Source organism: Pseudomonas sp. 273 (assembly GCF_029201425.1).
Lineage (GTDB): Bacteria > Pseudomonadota > Gammaproteobacteria > Pseudomonadales > Pseudomonadaceae > Pseudomonas > Pseudomonas delhiensis.
This window is the reverse complement of record NZ_CP116775.1, coordinates 2518183-2539929: the sequence shown is the minus strand read 5'-3', so window position 1 is coordinate 2539929 and position 21747 is coordinate 2518183. Positions and strand designations below refer to the sequence as shown.

The 21747-nt window shown below is 65.6% G+C and carries 22 protein-coding genes; 20 read left to right on the top strand and 2 right to left on the bottom strand.

Features of this window, described 5'->3' with window-relative positions; translation table 11 throughout:
* Positions 1-113 precede the first annotated feature (113 nt).
* From PKO50_RS12015 to PKO50_RS11930, 18 genes are all read left to right on the top strand, one after another.
* Positions 114-1223, top strand: coding sequence for a phage protease (locus PKO50_RS12015; RefSeq protein WP_275629814.1), 1110 nt, complete (start codon positions 114-116; stop codon positions 1221-1223).
* 3 nt (positions 1224-1226) lie between these two features.
* Positions 1227-1631 (top strand): hypothetical protein, encoded by a 405-nt coding sequence (locus PKO50_RS12010; RefSeq protein ID WP_275629813.1) that lies wholly within the window; start codon positions 1227-1229, stop codon positions 1629-1631.
* A 14-nt stretch (positions 1632-1645) separates the two neighbouring features.
* On the top strand, positions 1646-2539 hold the full coding sequence (locus PKO50_RS12005) for a Mu-like prophage major head subunit gpT family protein (RefSeq protein ID WP_275629812.1): 894 nt from the start codon (positions 1646-1648) through the stop codon (positions 2537-2539).
* Positions 2540-2553: 14 nt separating this feature from the next.
* Complete coding sequence (locus PKO50_RS12000) at positions 2554-3117, top strand: hypothetical protein (RefSeq protein WP_275629811.1); 564 nt, start codon at positions 2554-2556, stop codon at positions 3115-3117.
* 2 nt (positions 3118-3119) lie between these two features.
* Positions 3120-3635 carry a DUF1320 domain-containing protein gene (locus PKO50_RS11995; protein WP_275629810.1) on the top strand — a complete coding sequence of 172 codons (516 nt, stop codon included), beginning with the start codon at positions 3120-3122 and terminating at the stop codon, positions 3633-3635.
* On the top strand, positions 3632-4084 hold the full coding sequence (locus tag PKO50_RS11990) for a hypothetical protein (RefSeq protein ID WP_275629809.1): 453 nt from the start codon (positions 3632-3634) through the stop codon (positions 4082-4084). The genes PKO50_RS11995 and PKO50_RS11990 overlap by 4 nt, the downstream gene beginning before the upstream one ends.
* Positions 4081-4278, top strand: a complete 198-nt coding sequence (locus tag PKO50_RS11985) for a hypothetical protein (RefSeq protein WP_275629808.1) — start codon at positions 4081-4083, stop codon at positions 4276-4278. The genes PKO50_RS11990 and PKO50_RS11985 overlap by 4 nt, the downstream gene beginning before the upstream one ends.
* A 6-nt stretch (positions 4279-4284) precedes the next feature.
* Positions 4285-5025, top strand: coding sequence for a hypothetical protein (locus PKO50_RS11980; RefSeq protein WP_275629807.1), 741 nt, complete (start codon positions 4285-4287; stop codon positions 5023-5025).
* Positions 5026-5027: 2 nt separating this feature from the next.
* A complete protein-coding gene (locus PKO50_RS11975; RefSeq protein WP_275629806.1) occupies positions 5028-5516 on the top strand; it encodes a DUF6631 family protein in 489 nt (162 codons plus the stop codon).
* Between the two features lie 14 nt (positions 5517-5530).
* Complete coding sequence (locus PKO50_RS11970; protein ID WP_275629805.1) at positions 5531-5674, top strand: hypothetical protein; 144 nt, start codon at positions 5531-5533, stop codon at positions 5672-5674.
* Between the two features lie 97 nt (positions 5675-5771).
* Positions 5772-9554, top strand: a complete 3783-nt coding sequence (locus tag PKO50_RS11965; RefSeq protein WP_275629804.1) for a tape measure protein — start codon at positions 5772-5774, stop codon at positions 9552-9554.
* Positions 9551-10747 carry a hypothetical protein gene (locus tag PKO50_RS11960; RefSeq protein ID WP_275629803.1) on the top strand — a complete coding sequence of 399 codons (1197 nt, stop codon included), beginning with the start codon at positions 9551-9553 and terminating at the stop codon, positions 10745-10747. The genes PKO50_RS11965 and PKO50_RS11960 overlap by 4 nt, the downstream gene beginning before the upstream one ends.
* Positions 10737-11771: a phage BR0599 family protein gene (locus PKO50_RS11955; protein WP_275629802.1), complete on the top strand. Its 1035-nt coding sequence runs from the start codon at positions 10737-10739 to the stop codon at positions 11769-11771. The genes PKO50_RS11960 and PKO50_RS11955 overlap by 11 nt, the downstream gene beginning before the upstream one ends.
* Before the next feature lies 1 nt (position 11772).
* The gene (locus tag PKO50_RS11950) at positions 11773-12000 is read left to right on the top strand and encodes a hypothetical protein (protein WP_275629801.1); all 228 of its coding nucleotides are present in this window, start codon (positions 11773-11775) and stop codon (positions 11998-12000) included.
* Positions 11997-12221: a hypothetical protein gene (locus PKO50_RS11945; protein WP_275629800.1), complete on the top strand. Its 225-nt coding sequence runs from the start codon at positions 11997-11999 to the stop codon at positions 12219-12221. The genes PKO50_RS11950 and PKO50_RS11945 overlap by 4 nt, the downstream gene beginning before the upstream one ends.
* Positions 12211-15606: a phage tail protein gene (locus PKO50_RS11940; protein WP_275629799.1), complete on the top strand. Its 3396-nt coding sequence runs from the start codon at positions 12211-12213 to the stop codon at positions 15604-15606. The genes PKO50_RS11945 and PKO50_RS11940 overlap by 11 nt, the downstream gene beginning before the upstream one ends.
* 138 nt (positions 15607-15744) lie before the next feature.
* Complete coding sequence (locus tag PKO50_RS11935) at positions 15745-15936, top strand: Com family DNA-binding transcriptional regulator (RefSeq protein ID WP_275629798.1); 192 nt, start codon at positions 15745-15747, stop codon at positions 15934-15936.
* Positions 15906-16700 carry a DNA adenine methylase gene (locus PKO50_RS11930; protein WP_275629797.1) on the top strand — a complete coding sequence of 265 codons (795 nt, stop codon included), beginning with the start codon at positions 15906-15908 and terminating at the stop codon, positions 16698-16700. The genes PKO50_RS11935 and PKO50_RS11930 overlap by 31 nt, the downstream gene beginning before the upstream one ends.
* 597 nt (positions 16701-17297) lie before the next feature.
* On the opposite strand, the gene PKO50_RS11925 is transcribed toward PKO50_RS11930, so the two are convergent.
* A complete protein-coding gene (locus tag PKO50_RS11925; protein WP_109932525.1) occupies positions 17298-18527 on the bottom strand; it encodes an acyl-CoA dehydrogenase in 1230 nt (409 codons plus the stop codon).
* 166 nt (positions 18528-18693) lie between these two features.
* Here PKO50_RS11925 and PKO50_RS11920 point away from each other — a divergent pair, with 166 nt between their 5' ends.
* Both PKO50_RS11920 and PKO50_RS11915 read left to right on the top strand, forming a co-directional pair.
* Positions 18694-19623, top strand: coding sequence for a LysR family transcriptional regulator (locus PKO50_RS11920; RefSeq protein WP_275629796.1), 930 nt, complete (start codon positions 18694-18696; stop codon positions 19621-19623).
* Between the two features lie 381 nt (positions 19624-20004).
* Entirely contained in the window at positions 20005-20835 is an 831-nt protein-coding gene (locus tag PKO50_RS11915) for a metal-dependent hydrolase (protein WP_275629795.1), read from the top strand.
* 173 nt (positions 20836-21008) lie between these two features.
* On the opposite strand, the gene PKO50_RS11910 is transcribed toward PKO50_RS11915, so the two are convergent.
* The gene (locus tag PKO50_RS11910) at positions 21009-21698 is read right to left on the bottom strand and encodes a TetR family transcriptional regulator (RefSeq protein WP_275629794.1); all 690 of its coding nucleotides are present in this window, start codon (positions 21696-21698) and stop codon (positions 21009-21011) included.
* Between the last annotated feature and the right edge of the window lie 49 nt (positions 21699-21747).

Here is a 21747-nt window from a genome sequence, read left to right as displayed (position 1 = left end):
TTTCCTCTTCGAGTCGCGGGTGAGATTCCCCCGCTTCGCCAGTTTCACCCCTCCCGCGCGATTTTCGCCCCTTCCAAAATACAGTCGACCGACTAGGCGCCCAGAGTGGCGCCATGAAAAGGAAACCGCTCTTCGCCGCCATCGCTCTCGCCGCCTGCAGCTTCGACCTGCAGGTGCCAGCTGAGGGCAACATCATCACCCTGCAGGTCACTCCTACAGGGCGATTCAAGCCGCGTGATGGCCGGGAAATGAAGGTCCCGTCCTGGAACATCGACGCTGCCCTTGCCACTGCCGTCATCCAGCGCTTCGCCCAGAAGAAGACGCCTCCGGTAGTCGACTACGAGCACCAGACCCTATGGAAGGAAGAAAACGGCCAGCCGGCACCCGCCGCGGGCTTCTTCCGCTCCCTGGAATGGCGGGAAGGCCAGGGGCTGTTCGCCCAGGTTGAGCTGACTGCCCGCGCCAAGCAGTACATCGCCGATGGCGAGTACCGCTACTTCAGCCCCGTGTTCCTGTTCGACGGAGTGACCGGGGACGTCCTCGACCTCCAGATGGGGGCCTTTACCAACAACCCTGCAGTTGACGGCATGCAAGCCCTCGCCGAGCGCGCCGCCGCCACCTTCCAACTGTCCTTCGATCACCCCAACGAGGAAACGCTCGTGAACCCACTGCTGAAAGCGGTGCTCGCCGCCCTCGGCCTGGCCGAGACCACCACCGAAGAGCAGGCCATTGCCGCGCTCACCGCCCACACCACCGACCTGGGCTCGCTGCGCAAGCAGCTGGGCCTTGATGATGCCGCCGCCTGTAGCGCCATGCTCGCGGCCTGTACCGGCCTCAAGGCCAAGGCTGCTGCCGCCGTGGATCCGGCCAAGCATGTCCCTGTCACTATCGTCGACGAGCTGAAGGGCGAGATCGCCGCGCTGACCGCTCGCCTCGGTGAGCGCGAGCAGGCGGACCTGGACAGCGAAATCAAGGCGGCCCTGGAAGACGGCCGCCTGCACAAGAGCATGGAGCCCTGGGCGCGCGAATTGGGTAAGTCCAACCGCGCTTCGCTGACCGCCTACCTCTCCACGGCCAAGCCGATCGCTGCGCTGTCTGGCTCGCAGACCCGCGGCGAAGCGCCGGTACCGGACGAGAAGACCGGCCTGACCGCCGACGAGCTGGCCGTTTGCACGGCCATGGGTATCACCGTTGAGGCCTTCAAGGCCGCGAAGGAGGCCTGAATCATGGCCCTGACCACGGATCGCAACACCCCGCGTCGCGATGGCGTGCAGTTCAACGACCCGGTGGCGGCTGGCGTGAAGATCTACGCCGGCAGCCTGGCCTGCCTGGATGCATCGGGCAACGCCGTGCCCGGTTCCACCTCGACCACCCTCAAAGCGCGCGGTGTCGCCCAGGAACAGGTCGACAACACCGGCGGCGCCGCGGGCGCCCAGCGCATCGAGACCCGCCGCGGCATCTTCCAGTTCGCCAACAGCGCGTCGACCGACCAGATCACTCGGGCCGATATCGGTGCCCAGTGCTACATCGTCGACGACCAGACGGTCGCCAAGACCTCTGCCACCAACACCCGCTCGGTTGCCGGTGTCGTCCGCGATGTGGACGACGGCGGTGTCTGGGTAGAGATCTAAGGAGCAGGACTCAGATGATCATCAACCAAGCGAACCTGCGTAACCTCTTCATCGGTTACCGTGCCGCCTTCCAGAACGCCTTCGGTGGCGTGCAGCCCGACTTCGACCAGTTCGTGATGACCGTGCCGTCGACCAATTCCGTCGAGCAGTACGGCTGGCTCGGTAACTCCACCGCCTTCCGTGAGTGGATCGGCGACCGCGTCATCCAGAACCTGGCGCTACATGACTACAGCATCAAGAACAAGACCTTCGAGAACACCGTCGGCGTTCCACGCGAGACGATCGAAGACGACAGCTATGGTCTGTTCACCCCGCTGATGGGGCAACTCGGCCAGGACGCCGCTAGCCATCCGGCCACCCTGGTGTATGCGCTGCTGGCTTCCGGCTTCGCGTCGGCCTGCTACGACGGCCAGTACTTCTTCGACACCGACCATCCGGTGACCACCGTCACTGGCGGCGAAACCTCCGTCAGTAACTTCCAGGGCGGCACCGGCACCCCGTGGTTCCTGCTCGATTCCACTCGGATCATGAAGCCCGTGATCCTGCAGAAGCGGCGGGACTACAGCTTCATCGCCCTTGATGGCGAGAAGGACGAGAACGTCGCCATGCGCAAGGAGTTCATCTACGGCGTAGATGCCCGCCTGAATGCCGGCTATGGCCTGTGGCAACTGGCTTATGCCTCCAAAGAGGATCTGGATGCGGACAGCTTCAACGCTGCCTATGCGGCTATGCAGGGCATGAAAGGCGACAAGGGCAAGGTGCTGGGTGTTCGTCCGAAGCTCCTGGTCGTCCCGCCGTCCCTGCGCAGCCAGGCCCTGGAGGTAGTGAAAGCCGAACGCAACGCCGCCGGCGCTACCAACATCAACCGCGACGTGGTGGACGTGCTCGTCACCCCGTGGCTGGCCTGATGGAGGGCAGCCCTATGGCCAGAAAGAAAACTGCAGGTAAGGCCGCCGCTCCGGCTGCCGCTGCGACCGCCGAACAGCAGGCCAACCTGCCGGCGGGTGCATCCGATGCCACTGCAGCACCCGCTGCAACGGTCCAGGCGAGCGACGAACCTGCCGCTCCGCCCGTGGCCTCGGCCGGCACGCCGGGACTGGCCGCGGTCGAGCCGGCACTCGACACCACCTTCGAACAACCCACCGCGAGCGAGCTGGCCTCGGCCGGCCCCCAGGCTCAGGAACAGCCTGGGGTTACCCATGGGCAGGACGCCCACCTCGGTCAGCAGACCGAGGATGCCGCCCCGGCGCCCGGCGCTGCTCTGCAGCCTGTGGCCGGCGCCGGTGAGCTAGGCGAGGACGAAGAGGTCGAGGCGCTGTTCATCCGTTCGGTGCCGGAGAGCTTTCGCCGCTGTGGTCATCGCTTCACTCGCGAAGGCCACGGCATTGCGCTCTCGCTGCTGAGCGACCGCCAGGTCGAAGCCCTGCTCAATGATCCGAACCTGGTAGTCGAGCACTGCTCGTTCCCGCTGAAGGATGTGAGCTGACCATGGACTACATCACCCTCGACCACCTCGCCGAGCGTCCTGGTGCGAAGGAGCTGGCTCAGGTCGCCACCCCCCAGCACCTGAAAATCGTCGACGCCGCGCTGCTCGATGCTGCGTTGCGTGGCGAAGATCTCAGCGCCTGGACGCCCGAGCAGGTGGCGGGGGCTGATCTCGTCCTGGAACAAATCACCAACGCCATGACCGAGGCCGAGAGCATCGTGAACGGCTACCTGGGCAAGCGGGGCTACAGCCTGCCGCTGAGCCCGGTGCCTGGTCTGGTCATTGGCTGGGTGCGCGATATCGGTCGCTACCTGCTGCACAAGGACCGGATCTCAGACGACAAGGACGCGATCCTGCGCAACTACAAGGACGCCCTGAAGTTCCTGCAGATGACCGCCGACGGCTCTTTCAACCTCGGTGCCGAAGATCCGATCGCGAACAACCCCCAACTGGCGGATGTGCGCTTCGACGCGGACGAGAACGTCTTCAGCCGCCAGCAACTGAGGAGCTTCCGGTGAGCAATGCACCGTTCGACCACCGCCTGGTCATCGAGCGCCTCACCGTCGCGGTGCCTGCGCTGCGGGAGATCGGCACGGCGGCGGACTTAAGGGCCGTCAAGCAACTGCGGGACTTTCCGACGCCGGCCGCCTATGTGCTGCTCGCTGAGGAAAGCGGTGAGCCCCGGCCGGCTGGCAACAACAGCGGACCTGCTCGGCAGCGCGTCGGTGCGCTGTTCGGCGTCGTGCTGGCTGTCCGCAGCTACCGATACGACCAGTTGGCTGACGCGGCCGACGACCTCCAGTCGATTCTCGACCAGGTGCGCGGCGCGCTGGTGGGCTGGGCGCCCAGCTTGCCCCTGGCCAGGGGCACCCAGTTCGTCACCGGCAAGGTGCTGGATTCCGACGACACCACGCTCCTCTGGGGCGAGATCTATTCAACCCAACACTCCATCGGGAGAGAGCAATGAGTACCAAGCAAGCCGACACTGGCGAGGTGAAGCGGAAGAAGGTCACCCTGATCGCGGCTCACACCCATGGCGACCAGGACTACAAGGTGGGCGACACCATCGAGGTCACCCCCATCGAAAAAGACTGGCTGATTCGTCACGAGCGCATCGCGCCGGCGGAGCAGGCCCCGGCCGCCACCAAGGCGAAGGAGTAAGCCCCCATGTCCCTGATTTCCCTTCAAGGCAAGGTTCTGCTGGCCGAGCGCACTGCGTTGGGCAAGGCCATCCGGCACACCTGGGTGGGCAACGCCCCGACCTGCGAACTGCAGCTCGGCGCCGAAACCACCAACAAGACGGAGTCGTTCAGCGGCAACCGTCTGCAGTATGGCTTCCTTCAGCGGGGTAAGACCGCAACTCTGAACCTCACCCTGGACGAGTGGCTGCTGCCGAACCTGATCCTGGGGCTGTATGCGCAGCAGCAGTCCATCGCCGCCGCCACTGTTACCGGCGAGGCGCTGCCGAGCCCCATAGTCGCTGGCGACATGTTCCGACTGGCCAAACCGTACATCAGCGACCTGGTGCTGACCGCCTCGTCCACCGCGCTGGTAGCCGGTACTGACTACCGGATCGAGTCGGCCAATGCGGCGCTGATCGAGTTCCTCACTCCACAAGCCAGCGCAGTGACGGCAGCCTACGAAACCGAGGAAGCCGTGGCGCTGACTATGTTCACTCAGCAGCCTCCCGAGCGCTGGTTCGTGCTGGACGGCATCGACACCGAAACCGGGAAGTCCGTCATCGTCGATCTGTACCGCTGCAAGTTCAACCCGGTGAGTAGCCTCGGCCTGATCCACGAGGAGTACGGCAACCTGCCTCTGACCGGTTCGGTGCTCTATGATCCCCTCAACGTCGGCGATCCCATCCTGGGTGGTTACGGCCGGTACATCGAGAAGAAGGCGGCCTGACCATGGCGCAGAAAGTTGCCAGGAAGAAGTCCGCCACCAAGAAGGCGGCGGACGATGTATCGGTGCTGCAGCCTGATCGCCGCGTCACCGTGGCCGGCCGTGACCTGGTAATGCGCGAGTACGGCTTCTTCGACTCGCTGGAGTTGCTCCCCTTGCTGGAACCCATCCTGCAGGACCTGGAGGAACAGGTGAAGGATGGGGCACCCTGGCCTGGCTTCGAATCGGTGCCATCGTTCCTCGGCAATCACGCCAAGGTCCTGGTCCATCTGATTGCTCAGGCGGCCTCGGTGGATCTGGAGTGGATGCGTGGCCTGACTGCCGACCAAGGTTACGAGCTGGTCTGGTGGTGGTGGATCGTCAATGGCCCTTTCTGCAAGCGCTGCGCCACGAAGCGCCTGGTGACAGCGCACGTCATGGCAGAACAGGCGCGGCGGCAAGCGGCTGGGCAGACGCCATCGACTACCTCGTCGCTGCCGGCTACGGCTCCGTAGCCGATATCGGCAAGATGACGCGGCGGCAGATCCTGCTCCACTGCGATGCCATCGAGCGGCGCCGCCGGCGGGAACGAGCGGAGCGGGTGATAGACCTCAACATCGCCTTCGCCGGTGGCAAGGACGCCACGGCCCACATCCAGAACCTGCTCAAGTAGCACCAGCGGCCTCCGGGCCGCTTTTTTCGCGCCTTCCAAAAGACCCAGCCACACACGCGCGCGACCATCCGGGGCATCCCTCCGAATGTGAACTCCCATGGCTGGCAAAGACCTCGAACTCGCCCTCCGGCTGCGCGCCGACATGAAAGACGGCCAGGCAGCTGTCGAAGCGCTGGCCGCCGCGATCAGCGATGTCGGTGACAAGGCGGGCGCGGCCAACAAGGACCTGCAGAAGGTCGGCGCTACCGGTGCTGTTGACCAGGCGCAAGCTGCCATCGACAAGCTCGGCCACTCGCTGGATGGCGTGAGTGACAAGGCGGTCGAAGCCGGTAAGGACCTACAGAAGGTCGGCACCACCGGCGCCATCGACCAGGCCCAGACCGCCGTCGACAAGCTCGGCCAGGGCCTCGATAGCGTCGGCACTCACGCAACCGAAGCTGCGCGCCAGATCATCCAGGTCGGAGAGTCGGCAGACCAGCAGGCCGCTCGCATCAAGGCGATGGTCGCCGCCAGCCTGCAGCAGCAGTCCTCCCAGGAGGCCGCCGCGGCCAGCACTCAGCGCCTGAATGCCGCAGTGGCGGCTGGCAACTCCAACTGGGAGGCCAACGCCCGCGCGCAGACGGCTGCGATGAACGCCTACAGCAACGCCGAGCGGGCGCGGCTTGCCCAGGTTGCGGCTGAGCAGCGGGCGGCTGAGGCGGCTGCCAAGGCCGCGGCCGAGGAAGAGCAGCAGACACGTGCCCTGCAGAAGCTCCTGGGGCAGCTCGACAGCACCCAGCGCGGCCTGGCCCAGTTGGATCAGCAGGAGCGGCAGCTCGCTGAGCATCTGCGCGCCGGGCGCCTGGAGGCTGATCAGTACGCGGCCTCCATGGAGAAGATCCGGGCGCGGCGCGATGCGCTGAGTGGCGTCGAGAACCAGGCCAAGAGCGCCAACACGGCCATGACCAGCCTGGCGGCCACGGCTCGGCGCCTGCAGAGCCTGCTGGTGATCGGCGTTGGCGGCTACGGCGTCACTTCCGCCGCACGCTCCGTGGTCAATACCAACCTGCAGTGGCAGCAGGCCCTCTACACCATGGAAGCGGCCACTGGCTCCGCGGCGAAGGCCAGGCAGGAGCTGGAGTATGTCCGCGAGATCTCCGAGCGCCTCGGCCTGGAGCTGCTGAACACCAGCCAGGCCTATGCCAAGCTGGTGGCCGCCGCCAAGGAATCGCCCGAGCTGGGCAAGTCGATCCAGTCGGTATTCGACGGTGTCGCCTCTGCCACCACCGCTCTGCACCTGACCCGCGAGCAGACCAACGGCATCCTGCTCGCCCTGGAGCAGATGGTCAGCAAGGGCAAGGTGCAAACCCAGGAACTGGTCCTGCAGCTCGGCCAGCGGGTGCCTGGTGCGTTCGGCCTGGCCGCCAAGGCCCTGGGAACGAACACCGAGCAGCTGAGCAAGTGGCTGGAGAAGGGCATGATCCCGGCCACCGAGTTCCTGCCGCGCTTCGGCGCTGCCCTGCAGGAAGCCTACGGCCCGGCCGCCCAGCAGGCAGCCAGTGGTCTCAACGCCGAGCTGAACCGCCTGCAGAATGCCTTCACCGACCTGAAGATCCAGGCCGGTGAGTCCGGCTTCATCGACTCCTATACCAACGCGGTGCGCGAGCTGCAGAAGACGTTGAAGGATCCTGCAGTCCGCGAAGGCCTTAATACCCTGATCACTGCCCTTGGAAAAATGGCCGAGGTCGGGGCCAAGGCGCTGGGCGGTGCAGTGAGCGTCACCAAATTCCTGGCGGACGAGGCTGCCGCGAGAATCAACGGTCCGGCCGGCGATGACCCGGTACGCCTGCAGGACGCGATCGACCGAGAGTCGAGCTACATGACGCGCGTCCAGGCCGACCTGGACAAGGCGTATGCCGAGAACGACCAGAAGCGGATCGCGCGCTATGAGGAGGCCTTGACCAAGGCCCAGGAGCAGATTCAGACCTGGCAGAACCAGCTGAATGCAAACCTGAACACGGCGAAGCCACTGGAGCTACCGGCCTCGACGGTGACGGCACCCGCGCCGGCCACCACCCCGTTCACACCCACCGGCGGCGAGGACAAGGCCGCGGCGCGCCTGGCCAAGCAGAACGAAGACTGGGTGAAGGCCCTGGAGAAGGAGGCCGCCACCTACGGTGCCACCAAGGCCGCCCGCCGTGAATACGAGTTGGAAGAGCGCAACCTCACCGGCTCGTTGAAAGCCCGCGCCGAGGCGGCCTGGGCCATGCTCGATGCCGCGGAAAAGCAGAAGAAGGCTGACGATCAGGCGAAGAAGGACGCCAAGACCCTCGCCCAGCTGAACCTGGACTACCTGAAGGCCAGCGGCCAGACCGTCGACGCGGCCGGCGCCGAGATCGAGAAGAAGTACGGCGCTTTGCGCAAGCGCCTGGAGGCGGCGGGCAACACCGAAGGCGCCGGCCTGGTCAGCAAGCTGATGGGCATCGAGAAGGCCAAGGCCGAGCTGGAGCAGCTGCAGCAGCAGGTCGACCGCATCTTCAGTGAGCAGTCGCGGCAGGAGCAGTCGATCCAGACCCAGGAACAGACTGGGCTGATGAGCGAGCTGGGGGCACGGCAGAAGCTGGTCGACCTGCACAAGGCCACCGCCGACCAGGTCGAGGCGCTCCTGCCCAAGATGAAGGAACTGGCCGAGAGGACTGGCGATCCTCAGGCTCTGGAGCGGGTGAAGGATCTGGAGGCGCAGCTCGGCACCCTTCGTGCTGCCGCTGACCAGGTCACTCAGGCGCTGAAGACGGGCCTGGAGAACGGTCTGCAGAATGCCCTGCAGGGGCTGGCCACCGGCACCATGGACCTGAAGGAGGCGGCGATCGCCTTCGTCCAGGACATCGCCAAGGCTCTCGCCGACGTCGCCTCGCAGACGTTGGCGCAGATGGCCACCGAGAAGCTGACCAGCTTGTTCCAGGACGAGTCCAGCGGCACCTCGCTGACGGTCGGTGCTGCTGCGGTCTCGACCTCTGCAGCGGAGATGTCCGCCGCCGGCGCATCGCTGGTGACCGGCGCCGCGGCAATTTCCACTGCAGCAGCAGCCTTGGCCGCAGCTTCAGGTGCCGGTGGTTCTGGTGGCGGCACTGGCGGTGGTCTGACGACGGAGTCGATCGTCTCCGGCGTGGGCGCCCCGACCGACGTGGTGAACTGGCCTGGCGCCGATGCGGCCACGGCCTCTGCTGATGCCATCAGTTCCGCGTCGACTCAGGGCGCCGCGGCCATGGGTGATGCGATCACCTCGGCGTCCAGCCAGGGCAGCAGCATCTTCGGCAGCGCGCTGTCCTCGATCTTCGGCAGTGGCGCCGACATGTTCAGCTCGATCTTCAGCAGCCTGGGCGGCCTCTTCAGTGGCGGTGGCGCCGGTGGCGGGGGTTCGCTCTTCTCCTCGATCCTCGGCGGCGCCGGTGCGGCAGCAGTGGCTGCATCGACAGGTGGCCACGTCCGCGGGCCTGGTACCGAGACCAGCGATAGCATTCCGGCGGCACTCTCGGACTACGAGTTCATCACCCGTGCGGCCGTAGTGAAACAACCTGGTGCGCTCGGCTTCCTGCATGAGTTCAACGCCCGCGGCATGTCTGCCCTGTATGACTGGGCCCGCCGCGTCCGTCATGCCACTGGCGGACTGGCCGGCGTGCCGGCGCCGGCGATGCCGGTGCCCAGTCTTCCCGGCGGCCAGGCTGCAGATCCGGCCAAGAACTTCTCGGCGAACGTCGCCAACAACTTCCGCATCCAGAACTTCCTGGATAGCGACAGCTTGTCGAGGGCAGTCACCAGCAACCCGCTGTTCGAGAAGACCATCCAGAACTGGATCAGCTCGAACCCGCGGCTGCTGCGCACTGTGGTGAATGACGGATGAGCTATCAGGCAGGGCAAGACGTCCTCTGGCCGGTGCCGCCGGACTGGGAGAACGGTATCAGGGAAACCCTGGAGTGGCTCAGCGAGCTGCTGCCGGCGCGCAACCGCAAGACGCAGAAGCGGCAGCTGCGCCAGGTGCCGCGCCGCTCCTTCGAGTTCGACATCATCACCGACGAGCAGCTCTCGCGGGTGGCCGACACCCTGCTGAACGACCGTGGCAGCCAGACCTGGCTGCTGCCGATCTGGCACGACGTGCAGCTGCTCGCCGCGGTTCTGCCGGCTGACTCGCCGGCCATTCCCTGCAGGACGGCCGGCTTCGACTTCGTCCAGGGCGGCCAGGCTGTCCTCTGGCAGGGCGTCAACCAGTGGGAAGTCGTCGGCATCGAGGAGATCGAGGCCGACCAACTGGTCCTCGATGACACTACCAGCTCCGGCTGGGGGCTTGGGACCAGGCTCTATCCGCTGCGGCGCGGCCACCTGGTGGAGCAGCCGCAGGAGGCACGCTGGTCCGACGACAAGGGCACGCGCTCGGTGCAGTTCCTCATCGACGAGCCGTGCGCCTGGCCGGCGGTGCTGCCGGAGGCCCTGTACCGCGGCTACCCCGTCCTGGAGATGCGCCCGGACTGGGGAGAAGACCTCGGCCTGTCCTTCGCACGCTCGGTCGAGACCGTCGACGTCGGCACCGGGCCCATCGCGCGCTTCGACTGGCCGGGTCGGTCCTTCCGCGAGGCCCAGGTCACCTGGATCGTTTCCGGCCGGGCCGACAACACCGCGCTGCGCTCGCTGCTCTATGCCCTACGCGGGCGGATGGCGACGTTGTGGCTGCCGACCTGGAACAGCGACCTGGTGCTGGTCGAGCCCGTCGGCGCGGCCAGCACATCGCTGACCGTCGAGTGGACCGGTTACACGCTGTTCGGCCGGCAGCAGGCGAACTGGCGCGACATCCGCATCGAGCTATGGAGTGGCGCGGTGTTCTATCGCCGCATCACCTCATCGATCCAGGCCGGGCCCGCGGAGCAACTCGCCATCGACTCGGCGCTGGGCGTCATGGTCTCGCCCGCACAGGTTCGCGTCATCAGCTTCCTGGTGCTCTCCGAGCAGTCCAGCGATGCCGTGGAGCTGATCCACGTGACCGACGCCGACGGCATCACCTCCGTTTCCACTAAGTTCCAAGGGGTACGCAATGACGTCTGAGGCCCGCGAAGCCAGCTGGGACCAGGGACAGCCCGTCCATTTCTTCCGGTTCACCCGGGAGAACATCCACTGGTTCTACACCAGCAGCGAGTACTTCGAGACGCTGAACGGCGACACCTACACGCCCGCGGCGATTGCCCGTAGCGCAATCCGCCAGGGCACCGAGCGAGCCAAGAACTCGATCAAGGTGACCTTGCCAAGCAATCTGCCGGTGGCCAACAACTGGCGGCCCTATACGCCGAACCAGACGATTGCCCTCACCATCTTCGTGCGCCACGTCGGCGAGGCCGACGCCATGGCTGAATGGGTGGGGCGCGTGGTCAGCCCGAGCTTCGATGGCGCCGTGCTGACGCTTACCTGCGAGCCGTCGCAGACGCGCGGCCGGCGCCAGGGGATTCAACGCTTCTGGCAACGCCCCTGCGGCCTGGAGCTGTACAGCCAGGGCCTGGGCAAGTGCAACCTGAACCCGGCCGCCATTCCGGTCGCTGCGACCCTGACCGGCGCCGACGGGGTGACGCTCACGGCGGCAGAGTTCGCGGCCGCGCCCCGTAGCCTGGCCGGTGGCCGGCTCGAATGGAATGACGGCACGGCCCACCAGGTCGCGATCACCGGCCACGATGGCTCCTCGATCACCGTGGCCACGGCGCCGGGCCTGGCCGTCGGCGCCAGCGTGACGGCGTTCACCTCGTCCTTGTCGAAGCCGGCCACGCTGACGGTGGTCAGTGGGCTGACGCTGACCGCCGATGCCTTCGGCGAGTACTTCAGCGGTCGTCTGGCTGGTGGTTACATCGAGTGGCTGCGGGCTGACGGCCTGATGGAGTTCCGCACGATCCGCCGCCACGTCGGCAACACCATCGACATCGACTACGGAGCCGAGGACCTGGCGGTTGGCCTGGTGGTGACGGTGTATCCGGGGTGCGCTCACACCTGGGCCGACTGCTCGTACTACGAAAACGAGCCGAACTTCGGTGGCGACCTTTGGATTCGGACGCAAAACCCGTTCAGCGGCAACCCGGTGACCTGACATGACCATGTGGGTGCAGGTTGCAATCCTCGTCGTCTCGGCACTGCTCAATTATGCCTCTCGCCCCAAGCCCGAGAAGCCCAAGCCCCAGGAGGCCACGGCCCCGGTCGTTGAGGATGGCAAGCGCATCCGGCGCATCTACGGAACGGTCTGGGTAGACGACTCCATCGTCCTGGGCTGGAAGGAGGTCGGCCAGGACCCCATTCGAACCAAGGGTGGCAAGAAATGACCACGGTAACCCTCGAACACCTCCGGAGCATTCCGGGCTACGGAAAGAAGCCAGGCTTCTGCGCTGGCAAGGCGCGGGAGTTCTTCCTGCGCCATGGGCTGGACTGGTACGCCTTCCGGCACGGTGGCCTGCCGGCCGAGCTGTTCCTGGCCACAGGCGATGCACTGGCCCTGGCCTTGGTGAAATGGGCCCAGCAATGCGAGGCAGCCAATGGGCAGTAGCAGCAAGAAGCAGACGATCGGCTATTGGTTCGAGATGCTGTATCACTTCGGTTGGTCCCAGGGACCGATTGACGCCTTCCTGGAGTTTCGTGCCGGTGACCGGGCAGCTTGGAAAGGGGAACTCACTGGTAGCGGCCGCATCAGCGTGAACGCTCCGAACCTCTTCGGTGGCGAGAAGGCCGAGGGCGGCCTGGTCGGCGACTTCGACGTGATGATGGGCGAGGCAGACCAGCAGCCCAACGACTACCTGGCCGGGCAACTCGGGCCCGAACAGCCGGCCTATCGAGGCAAGGCGACCGGCGTCTGGCGAGGCGGTCGCTACGGCGCGATGAACCCCTATCCCAAGCCGGCCTCGTTCAAGCTACGGCGCGTCCTGAAGGGCTGGGACGACGACGAGCCCTGGTATCCCGAGCGCGCGGAAATCGTCTTGATGTCCAGCAGCTTCAGCTACGACCAGGACGGTTGGCGCTACAAGGTCACGCCGCCCGGCGACAGCCACGACTACTCGGCCGCGGACTTTGACGACAGTGACTGGCTCATCGGCCCCGGTGGCTTCGGCTCGACCTCCATCGGCGGCCTGAACGTAGGCACCTATGTGCCGTCGGGCGTCACTGGGCGCGGTATCTGGATCAGGCGCTCCTTCCTCATGACGGCGGGCCAGGACGTGGAGTTCGATATCTTCCACGATGACGGTGCCACGCTCTGGTGGAACGGTGAGCTGATGCCGCTGACGGCCACCGACGACTACTACCACTCGGTGCTGACGATTCCTGGAGGGAAAGTCCTCGACCAGAACGTGGTGGCGCTGCGCGTTCTGGATGCCGTCCCCACGGGGAGCCCCGTCAACATCTTCGCTGGGCTGACCATGCGCCAAGCGGGCAGCTCGCTGATCGCAATGAACCCGGCGCACATCCTCTACGACTCCCTGACCTCGCGGGAAATGCAAGGCGAGCCCGTTGGCCTGATCAATGATGCCTCGTTCCGTGCGGCGGCTGATCGGTTCTATGCCGAGGGGTTCGGCCTCTGCACCAGCTACGAGGGCGGCGATGAAGACATCGAGGCCTTCCAGCAGCGAATCTGTGATGTCGTCGGTGCCTGCCTGTCGCAATCGCTGATTGACGGGCAGTACTACCTGGACGTCATCCGCGGCGACTACGACGTGGAGTCGCTGCCCGTAGTCGCGGAAGACGATGTCCTGGAATTCAACCGGGTGCCGTCCACGATCACCGAGCTGGTCAACCAGATCGTGGTCGAGTGGTTCAACCCCGAGACGAAGGAAAGCCGCACGACGGCGCCGCTGCAGAGTGCCGGGGCGATCAAGGCCGCCGGCGGCGTGCGGGGTGAGAAGCGCAGCTATCCCGAGATACCGGTGGAGTCCCTGGCACTGCGGGCTGGGGCACGCGACCTGCAGGCGGCGTCCACGCCAACCGACAAGCTCCAGCTAACCATCAACCGGCGAGCGGGCCCGTTCCGTCCAGGCCAGGCGTACCGCCTGCAGATGCCGTCGGAAGGTATCTCCGACATGGTCTGCGTGGTCAGCGACTACGACGGCGGCACGCTGCCCGACAGTCGAGTACGGATCAACGCTGTCCAGGACGTGTTCGGCATGCCTGCGACCGTGTACGTGAAGCCCGAAGGGGGTAATGGTCAGGCGCCCGATGTCACGCCGGTTGCCTCTCCGCACCAGCGTCTGATTGAAGCCCCGTACGTGGAACTGGTCGCCGCGATGAGCAGTGCCGACCTCGCGGCACTGGCCGAAGATGCGGGCCTGTTGCTAGCGCTGGCCACCCGGCCGACAGCTGGGAACAACTACCACCTCTATGCGGGGGGCGACGGCGAAGAGCTGGCTGACGCCGGGCTGGGCGACTGGTGCCCGTCGGCGGTGATCGCCGAGGCGGCAGATTATCTCGACACCGCCTTTACGCTGGCGGCGGCCACTGACCTGGGCCGTGTGGAGGTGGGCTCCTGGGCGCTGTGGGGCGATGAAATCGTGCGGGTGGACGCCATCGATCCGGTGGTCGCCACATTGACGCTCGGCCGTGGTTGCGCCGATACCCTGCCGGCGAAGCACCTGGCGAACTCACGCATCTACTTCTGCGGCGACTGGGGCTCGACCGACGGCCGCGAATATGTGGAGGGTGAGACGGTTTCGGCCAAGCTCCTGACTCGTACCAGCTCGGCCGAGCAGGATCTGGCCAGTGCCACAGCAATCACCGTCGAAATGGCTCAGCGGCAGTACCGGCCCTATCCACCGGCCCGCGTGCGGATCAATGGCGAGGCGTACCCTGATGCCGCCTATGGCGACATCGTCCTGCAGTGGGTGTGGCGTGACCGCCTGATGCAGGCCGACAAGCTGTTCGATGCCGAGGATGACAGCATTGGGCCCGAACCAGGCACCACGCTGAGCGCCTACTTCTACCTCAACGACATCCTGGTCCATACGGATACTGGCGTTACAGCCAGTCCGCTGACCTACACCCCCACGGGCGAAGGGCTGCTCCGCATTGAGCTGGAGACAGTTCGAGGCGGCTTGGCGTCGCTGCAGCGCTTCGTCCATGAGCTGCAGCACGGTGCATTGCCCTGGACGCCGGCAGCGCTCACCGTCACGCCCAAGATGTGGTTCGACGATGGCAGCTCCGTCACGGCTGTCTCGGGAGCCGCCAGCCAGTGGAACGACCGGACCAGCAATGGGTATCACCTGAGCCAGGGTACGGCTGGCCAGCGACCGCTGATCGTAGCGGAGGGCCTCGGTGGACGGCGCACCCTGAAATTCGATGGTACTGACGACATGCTGGTGACATCGGCGACGGCGGCGCGGGACATCATGCGCAACACACCTGCAGGCTGGATGTTCTGCATCTATAAGAAGCAGGCTACCGATGCCGGCGATGTCTACCGCTCGGTGATGAAGTTCGCCATCGGTACGAACGACAACGACCGCTTCGTGCTCGATGCTGGCCAGGCTGCACCTCTGCGCAACATCCCGTCGATGGGTGTGCGTCGGCTCGATGCCAACAGCTACGCCTCGCTGGGCGGCACCACTGCCATGGTGGGCAGCTTCTGCATGGTGCTGGTGTCGATGGATTGGCAGAACCGGATAGGGCGTGTGTGGGTGAACGGGAGCCAGACGGCCTCGAACACCACGCTGACGACCGCAGGGAACACCTCGGACACCACCTCGGCGATCGCCTTCTGCCTGGGGGCCGGCAAGGTGGCCGGCGGGTTCGCCGCGGATGTCGAGGTGGCGGCCGCGCTGGTAGGGGCTGGCTCGCTGCCGACGACGGACGAGATCAACAAGCTATTCGGCTGGGCGGCCTGGCATTGGGGCCTGGTCGACTCGCTGCCGAGTGATCATCCCTACAAGACGGAAGCTCCCACCATATAAAGAACGGGCGCCAGCATCTGGTGCGGGAACACCAGGTGCTGGCACCTCCCTGCAGGACATAGCTGCAAGCCGGCCTAGGCCCGTCCACTCTCGCGAGAGCGCGGCGAGCCTAGCAAAAATGAAAAGGCTTTGCAGAGGATGAAAGAGGTTCGATGTGGCGGTTGCAACCGCCTGCTGGCCCGCGTGGGCCAATACGACCAGATCCAGATCAAGTGCCCCCGGTGTGGGACCTTGAATCACCTGAAGGCCGAGAGCCTCCTGATAGCGCCGCCGAGCGCCACATGCCGTCAGGAGGCATCATGTCCGCCCAACCCATCGTCCCCTGGATAGGGGGTAAACGTCGGCTCGCCGACCGCATCTTCCCGTTGTTCCCGCGCCACTCGTGTTATGTCGAGCCGTTCGCAGGAGGTGCGGCGCTGTTCTTCTTGCGACCGGTACCGGCCGAGGTCGAAGTCCTCAACGACGTCAATGGCGACCTGGTCAATCTGTACCGCGTCGTCCAGCACCACCTTGAGGAGTTCGTGAGGCAGTTCAAGTGGGCGCTCAGCTCTCGCCAGGTCTTCAAGTGGTTGCAGGAGACGCGCGTGGAGACCCTGACCGATATCCAGCGAGCGGCCAGGTTTTACTACCTGCAGCAAAGTGCCTTCGGCGGGCGGGTTGATGGCCAGAGCTACGGCACGGCCACCACGCAACCTCCAGGCCTCAACCTGCTGCGGATCGAGGAGATGCTCTCAGCGGCGCACCTCCGCCTGAGCAGCACCTACATCGAGCACCTGACCTGGCAGGACTGCCTGAAGCGCTACGACCGCGAGCACACGCTCTTCTATATGGACCCTCCGTACTGGGAGACGGAGGGCTACGGTGTGCCGTTCGGCTTTGAGCAGTACCTGGAGATGGCCGAGATGCTGAAACGCCTGAAGGGGAAGGCAATCATCAGCCTGAACGACCACCCGGACATCCGTCGCTGCTTCGCTGGCTTCCACATCGAGGCGACGGACATCCGGTATACGGTTGGGGGTGGCAAGGGGAGTGATGCGAGGGAGGTGCTGATCTTCAGCTGGGATATTCAGGCGGAACCCGCCGGGCTATTCTGAAATTCCTTTTCCACCTATGAAAGAAGCGGCGCGCTGGATTTATCGCGCATCAGCGAGACGAATTTCGCGCGGCGCTACACTCGCTCCTACGAAGAGCAAAAGCGGCTCTTGATTTTGGATTTCCAGAGAAACATCCGAGCGCACCGGAACGCCCCTTCAGAAGGCCGAGCGAAACCGGCGCTCAGGAGGTCATGCGACATGGATGTCGCTTGAGCCCCGATCAGCACAGGGACGTGCTGTCGGGGCGGGCCTCCGTGGCGGGGGAGTTCGCGAGGGTAGCCCGGCTCCATCGGGCCCGTATGTCGGGGCAAGCCTTTTTGGTTCCTTTTTGCGGGGGTGGCCTTCCACCGTTTGACAAAAGTGACTCGCCCGAGGGGGCGAAACAAAAAACATCCGAGCACTCGGAGCGGCGCGCTACACCAAACCCCAAGCCACTGGTTTCCCGCGCTCGCGGTTATCCGCCGTTTCCAAAGACAAAAAAATCGCGGACGGAGTCCGCTCCTACGGGCGCCAGGAAAGCACGATCGTAGGAGCGGACTCCGTCCGCGATTGGGCCCGCAGGCCACGCCGGACCATCCGCTGGCCCGGACAGCCGGCTCAACGACCGCTGCGCAGCATTTCCTTGGGCACGTACTTGCCGATCTCGTACTTGCCGATGGCCATGCGGTGCACTTCGTCCGGGCCGTCGGCCAGGCGCAGGGTGCGCTGCATGGCGTACCAGTAGGCCAGCGGGAAGTCGTTGGAGACGCCGGCGCCGCCGTGGATCTGGATGGCGCGGTCGATCACCTGCAGGGCGACGTTGGGCGCCACCACCTTGATCTGGGCGATCTCGCTCTGGGCGATCTTGTTGCCCACGGTGTCCATCATGTACGCGGCGTTGAGGGTCAGCAGGCGGGCCTGGTTGATCTCGATGCGCGAGTTGGCGATGTGGTCGATGTTGCCACCCAGGCGCGCCAGCGGCTTGCCGAAGGCGGTGCGGCTGGCGGCGCGCTTGCACATCAGTTCCAGGGCGCGCTCGGCCATGCCGATGGAGCGCATGCAGTGGTGGATGCGGCCCGGGCCGAGGCGGCCCTGGGCGATCTCGAAGCCGCGGCCCTCGCCCAGCAGCACGTTCTCGTAGGGAACGCGGACGTTCTCGAAGAGCACCTCGGCATGGCCGTGGGGCGCGTCGTCGTAGCCGAACACCGGCAGCGGGCGGAGGATCTTCACCCCGGGGGCGTCGGTGGGCACCAGGATCATCGAGTGCTGCTGGTGGCGCGGCGCGTCCGGGTTGGTCAGGCCCATGAAGATCATGACCTTGCAGCGCGGGTCGCAGGCGCCGGAGGTCCACCACTTGCGGCCGTTGATGACCCACTCGTCACCGTCGCGCACGGCATTGGCCTGCATGTTGGTGGCGTCGGAAGAAGCCACGCCCGGCTCGGTCATGGCGAAGGCCGAACGAATCTCGCCGCGCAGCAGCGGCTCCAGCCAGGTGCGCTTCTGCTCCTCGCTGCCGTAGCGGACGATGGTCTCCATGTTGCCGGTGTCCGGGGCCGAGCAGTTGAACGGCTCGGCGCCGATCAGCGAGCGGCCCATGATTTCCGCCAGCGGGGCGTATTCCATGTTGGTCAGGCCGGCGCCGTATTCGGACTCGGGCAGGAACAGGTTCCACAGGCCCTCGGCCTTGGCGCGGGCCTTGAGGTCCTCCATGACCTGGGTCGGCTGCCAGCGGTCGCCTTCGGCCACCTGTTGCTCGAAGACGCTCTCGGCGGGATATACATAGGCTTCCATGAACGCGGTGACGCGCTCACGCAGGTCCTGGACCTTGGCGGAATAGGCGAAATCCATGGGGGCTACCTTCTGGCAGGGGTTTGTCTTGTGTCGAGGAAGATGCTAGAATAGGCAGCACGATTTACCTAGCCTATTATCCGAATCAATGAACATTCATAACCCGCATGATGGTCCGCCATCCCGGGTATGATCCGGCCACAACAATGACAAGCGGAGCCACGGGATGAACCTGAACAAGGTCGACCTGAATCTGTTCATCGTCTTCGATGCCATCTACACCGAAGCCAACCTCACCCGCGCCGGGCAGATCGTCGGCATCACCCAGCCCGCGGTGTCCAACGCCCTGGCCCGCCTGCGCGAAACCTTCAACGACCCGCTGTTCGTGCGCACCGCCCAGGGCATGGTGCCCACGCCCATGGCGCAGAACATCATCGGCCCGGTGCGCAACGCCCTGCAGCTGCTGCGGGTGTCGGTGCAGGAGAGCCGCACCTTCAGCCCGCAGCAGGCGAGCAAGACCTACCGCATCAGCATGACCGACCTCACCGAGGCCATCATCCTGCCGCCGCTGTTCCAGCGCCTGCGCCGCCAGGCGCCCAACGTGCACATCGAGAGCTTCCTCTCCAAGCGCCGCGAGACCACCAAGGAGCTGGCCGCCGGGCGCCTGGACTTCGCCGTGGACGCGCCGCTGAACACCGACCCGCAGGTGCGCCACGTCAAGCTGATGGAAGACCGCTACGTCTGCGCCATGCGCCACGGCCACCCGCTGGTCAAGGCGAAGCTGAGCCTGGACGAGTACCTGTCGCTGACGCACATCCAGATTTCCAGCCGCCGCAGCGGCCTGGGCTACATCGACCTGTCCCTGGGCAAGATGGGCCTGCAGCGCAAGATCGCCCTGCGCTCGCAGCACTACCTGATGGCCTCCAACGTGGTGCAGCAGACCGACATGGCGGTGACCGTGCCCGAGCGCTTCGCCCGCCACCACAGCCTGCACTACGTGGAGCTGCCGGTGAGCGACGTGCCCAGGCTGGAGACCCACCTGTACTGGCACGAGAGCACCGACCAGGACCCGGCCAACCGCTGGATGCGCGAGCAGCTGATCGAGCTCTGCCAGCAGGTCACCGCCCGCGAGGCGCGCGAAGCGCAGCAAGGCTGATTCCCCACAGGCGCTTCACGGCAATAGCCGGGGTTGCCGGCTGACTCCATTCTCCCCACAGACACCGAACGGCCCCCTCTCCCTTCAGGGAGAGGGCTGGGGAAAGGGGCCGAGTCAACCCGATATACCGCAGCTGCCGGTAAACACCGTTCGCGAGCCAGCTCGCTCCTACACCCTCCCCCTATCCAAGGTCGGGCCGGCCCCTCCTTGGCCGCAAATAACCCTTCCATGGCCGGATCGGACCTCTCCTTTGTCCGACAATCCTTCCAACAATTACATCAACCAATGACACATTCACTGTGTCAGGCCCTCCGCCCCGCCGGCGCCGCTGCCTGCCCAAATCGCCACCGGGGCTCGTCGAACAACAACAAGGAGTTGCCCATGAACGCCCAGACCGAACCGCTCCGCGCCCACTTCCCCGTCCGGCGCATGGATTTCAGCTTCACCGAGACGCCGAAGTACTGGTGGGACGATCAACCCTTCATGTCGCACTTCATGAACAACCTGTCCTCGCTGTTCCCCTACGGCGAGAAGTTCTTCGTCGACAGCGTGCGCGCCGTGCGCGACCGCATCCAGGACCCGCAACTGCAGAAGGACGTGTCCGCCTTCATCGGCCAGGAGGCCATGCACTCCAAGGAGCACGCGGCCTACAACGAGTACGCCGAGGAACACGGCATCGACCTGGAGCGCCTGGAGCTGCGCATCAAGCACCTGCTCGGCGCCATCGGCAAGGTCACCACCAAGAAGCAGGACCTGGCCATCACCTGCGCCCTGGAACACTTCACCGCGACCATGGCCGAGCGCCTGCTGCGCCGCGAGGACCTGAGCACCCAGATGCGCTCGCCGAAGATGTACAAGCTGTGGATGTGGCACGCCATCGAGGAGAACGAGCACAAGGCGGTGGCCTACGACGTCTACCAGCAGGTCTACGGCGGCTACTTCACCCGTACCGCGGTGATGCTGCTGACCACCGTGATCTTCCTCGGCGTGATCGGCGGCTTCCAGATCCACCTGCTGCGCCGCGACCGCCAGCTGTTCAACTGGCGCAGCTGGAAGCACGGCCTGGTCACCCTGTTCGGCCTGCGCAACGGCTACTTCACCCAGCTCGTGCTGCCCTGGCTGGACTACTTCCGCCCCGGCTTCCACCCCTTCGACCACGACACCAAGGCGCTGGAGACCTACTGGAAGGACAAGCTCGACTTCGCAGGCTGAGTCGCCCCTTTACCCGTAGGAGCGGACCTTGTCCGCGATTCGCGCGCAGGGCGCGCTCCTACAGGTGCAGCACGGCGTCTCGTAGGAGCGAGCTTGCTCGCGAACAAACCCCGCAGCGGAATCTGTTCGCGAGCAAGCTCGCTCCTACGAAGAGCAGCTCGGCGCGGGCGGCTCTACACCCCCAACGCCTGCAACACCGCCGCCCCGGTGAACAACAGAAGCACCTGCCGCTCCGCCAGCGCGCAGACCCCGCCCCGCTGCCCCGCCGGCAGTTCCAGGTAGTCCAGCGACAGCTGGAACAACTGCCGGCTGATCAGCCTCGACAGCTGCGCGACCTCGTCCCCGGGTACGTCCGGCAGCAGGCGGAACAGGGCGATGTCCTCGGCCATGTCGGCGCCGAAGTCGTCCATCACCTGGCCCAGGGCCTCGCGCAGGACCGCCGAGGGGCCGTGCAGTTCGCGCACGCCGATGATGAAGGCCTCGGGGTGGCGTTCGACGAAGTCGAAGAACAGCCTCACCGTCTCCTCGCACACCCGCTGTCCGCGGGCGAAGTCCAGGCCCAGCGGGGTGCCCGCCGCGCCGTCCGCCGCCGGGGCTCGCTCGGCGGCTTCGCGGCGCAGTGCGCGCAGCGGCTGGCGCAGCTCGGTGGCGATGTCGCGGATGATCGCAAGGCCGAGGTCGTCGACGTCGGCGAAGTGGCGGTAGAAGGTGTTGGGGTTCAGCCCGGCCTCGCGGGCCAGTTCGCGCAGGCCGATGCTGCTCAGGCTGCGCCGGCTGGAGGCCAGGCGCAGCGCCGCCTCCATCAGCAGGCGCTTGCCCGGCGCATCCTGGCGTTGTGTTACCGCATCCGTTTCCAGACTCATCCTTGCCCCACCTCGCCCACCCTAAAGATTGGTTGCCCGCGAAGTATAC

What these genes read in the sequence shown, in the direction of transcription:
- PKO50_RS11965 (WP_275629804.1), top strand. Translation starts at nt 5,772, where the DNA reads ATGGCTGGCAAAGACCTCGAACTCGCCCTCCGGCTGCGCGCCGACATG.
- PKO50_RS11945 (WP_275629800.1), top strand. Translation starts at nt 11,997, where the DNA reads ATGACCACGGTAACCCTCGAACACCTCCGGAGCATTCCGGGCTACGGA.
- PKO50_RS12010 (WP_275629813.1), top strand. Translation starts at nt 1,227, where the DNA reads ATGGCCCTGACCACGGATCGCAACACCCCGCGTCGCGATGGCGTGCAG.
- PKO50_RS11930 (WP_275629797.1), top strand. Translation starts at nt 15,906, where the DNA reads ATGTCCGCCCAACCCATCGTCCCCTGGATAGGGGGTAAACGTCGGCTC.
- PKO50_RS11955 (WP_275629802.1), top strand. Translation starts at nt 10,737, where the DNA reads ATGACGTCTGAGGCCCGCGAAGCCAGCTGGGACCAGGGACAGCCCGTC.
- PKO50_RS11975 (WP_275629806.1), top strand. Translation starts at nt 5,028, where the DNA reads ATGGCGCAGAAAGTTGCCAGGAAGAAGTCCGCCACCAAGAAGGCGGCG.
- PKO50_RS11995 (WP_275629810.1), top strand. Translation starts at nt 3,120, where the DNA reads ATGGACTACATCACCCTCGACCACCTCGCCGAGCGTCCTGGTGCGAAG.
- PKO50_RS12015 (WP_275629814.1), top strand. Translation starts at nt 114, where the DNA reads ATGAAAAGGAAACCGCTCTTCGCCGCCATCGCTCTCGCCGCCTGCAGC.
- PKO50_RS11970 (WP_275629805.1), top strand. Translation starts at nt 5,531, where the DNA reads ATGACGCGGCGGCAGATCCTGCTCCACTGCGATGCCATCGAGCGGCGC.
- PKO50_RS11915 (WP_275629795.1), top strand. Translation starts at nt 20,005, where the DNA reads ATGAACGCCCAGACCGAACCGCTCCGCGCCCACTTCCCCGTCCGGCGC.
- PKO50_RS11925 (WP_109932525.1), bottom strand. Translation starts at nt 18,527, where the DNA reads ATGGATTTCGCCTATTCCGCCAAGGTCCAGGACCTGCGTGAGCGCGTC.
- PKO50_RS11980 (WP_275629807.1), top strand. Translation starts at nt 4,285, where the DNA reads ATGTCCCTGATTTCCCTTCAAGGCAAGGTTCTGCTGGCCGAGCGCACT.
- PKO50_RS11940 (WP_275629799.1), top strand. Translation starts at nt 12,211, where the DNA reads ATGGGCAGTAGCAGCAAGAAGCAGACGATCGGCTATTGGTTCGAGATG.
- PKO50_RS11950 (WP_275629801.1), top strand. Translation starts at nt 11,773, where the DNA reads ATGACCATGTGGGTGCAGGTTGCAATCCTCGTCGTCTCGGCACTGCTC.
- PKO50_RS11910 (WP_275629794.1), bottom strand. Translation starts at nt 21,698, where the DNA reads ATGAGTCTGGAAACGGATGCGGTAACACAACGCCAGGATGCGCCGGGC.
- PKO50_RS12005 (WP_275629812.1), top strand. Translation starts at nt 1,646, where the DNA reads ATGATCATCAACCAAGCGAACCTGCGTAACCTCTTCATCGGTTACCGT.
- PKO50_RS11960 (WP_275629803.1), top strand. Translation starts at nt 9,551, where the DNA reads ATGAGCTATCAGGCAGGGCAAGACGTCCTCTGGCCGGTGCCGCCGGAC.
- PKO50_RS11920 (WP_275629796.1), top strand. Translation starts at nt 18,694, where the DNA reads ATGAACCTGAACAAGGTCGACCTGAATCTGTTCATCGTCTTCGATGCC.
- PKO50_RS11935 (WP_275629798.1), top strand. Translation starts at nt 15,745, where the DNA reads ATGAAAGAGGTTCGATGTGGCGGTTGCAACCGCCTGCTGGCCCGCGTG.
- PKO50_RS11985 (WP_275629808.1), top strand. Translation starts at nt 4,081, where the DNA reads ATGAGTACCAAGCAAGCCGACACTGGCGAGGTGAAGCGGAAGAAGGTC.
- PKO50_RS12000 (WP_275629811.1), top strand. Translation starts at nt 2,554, where the DNA reads ATGGCCAGAAAGAAAACTGCAGGTAAGGCCGCCGCTCCGGCTGCCGCT.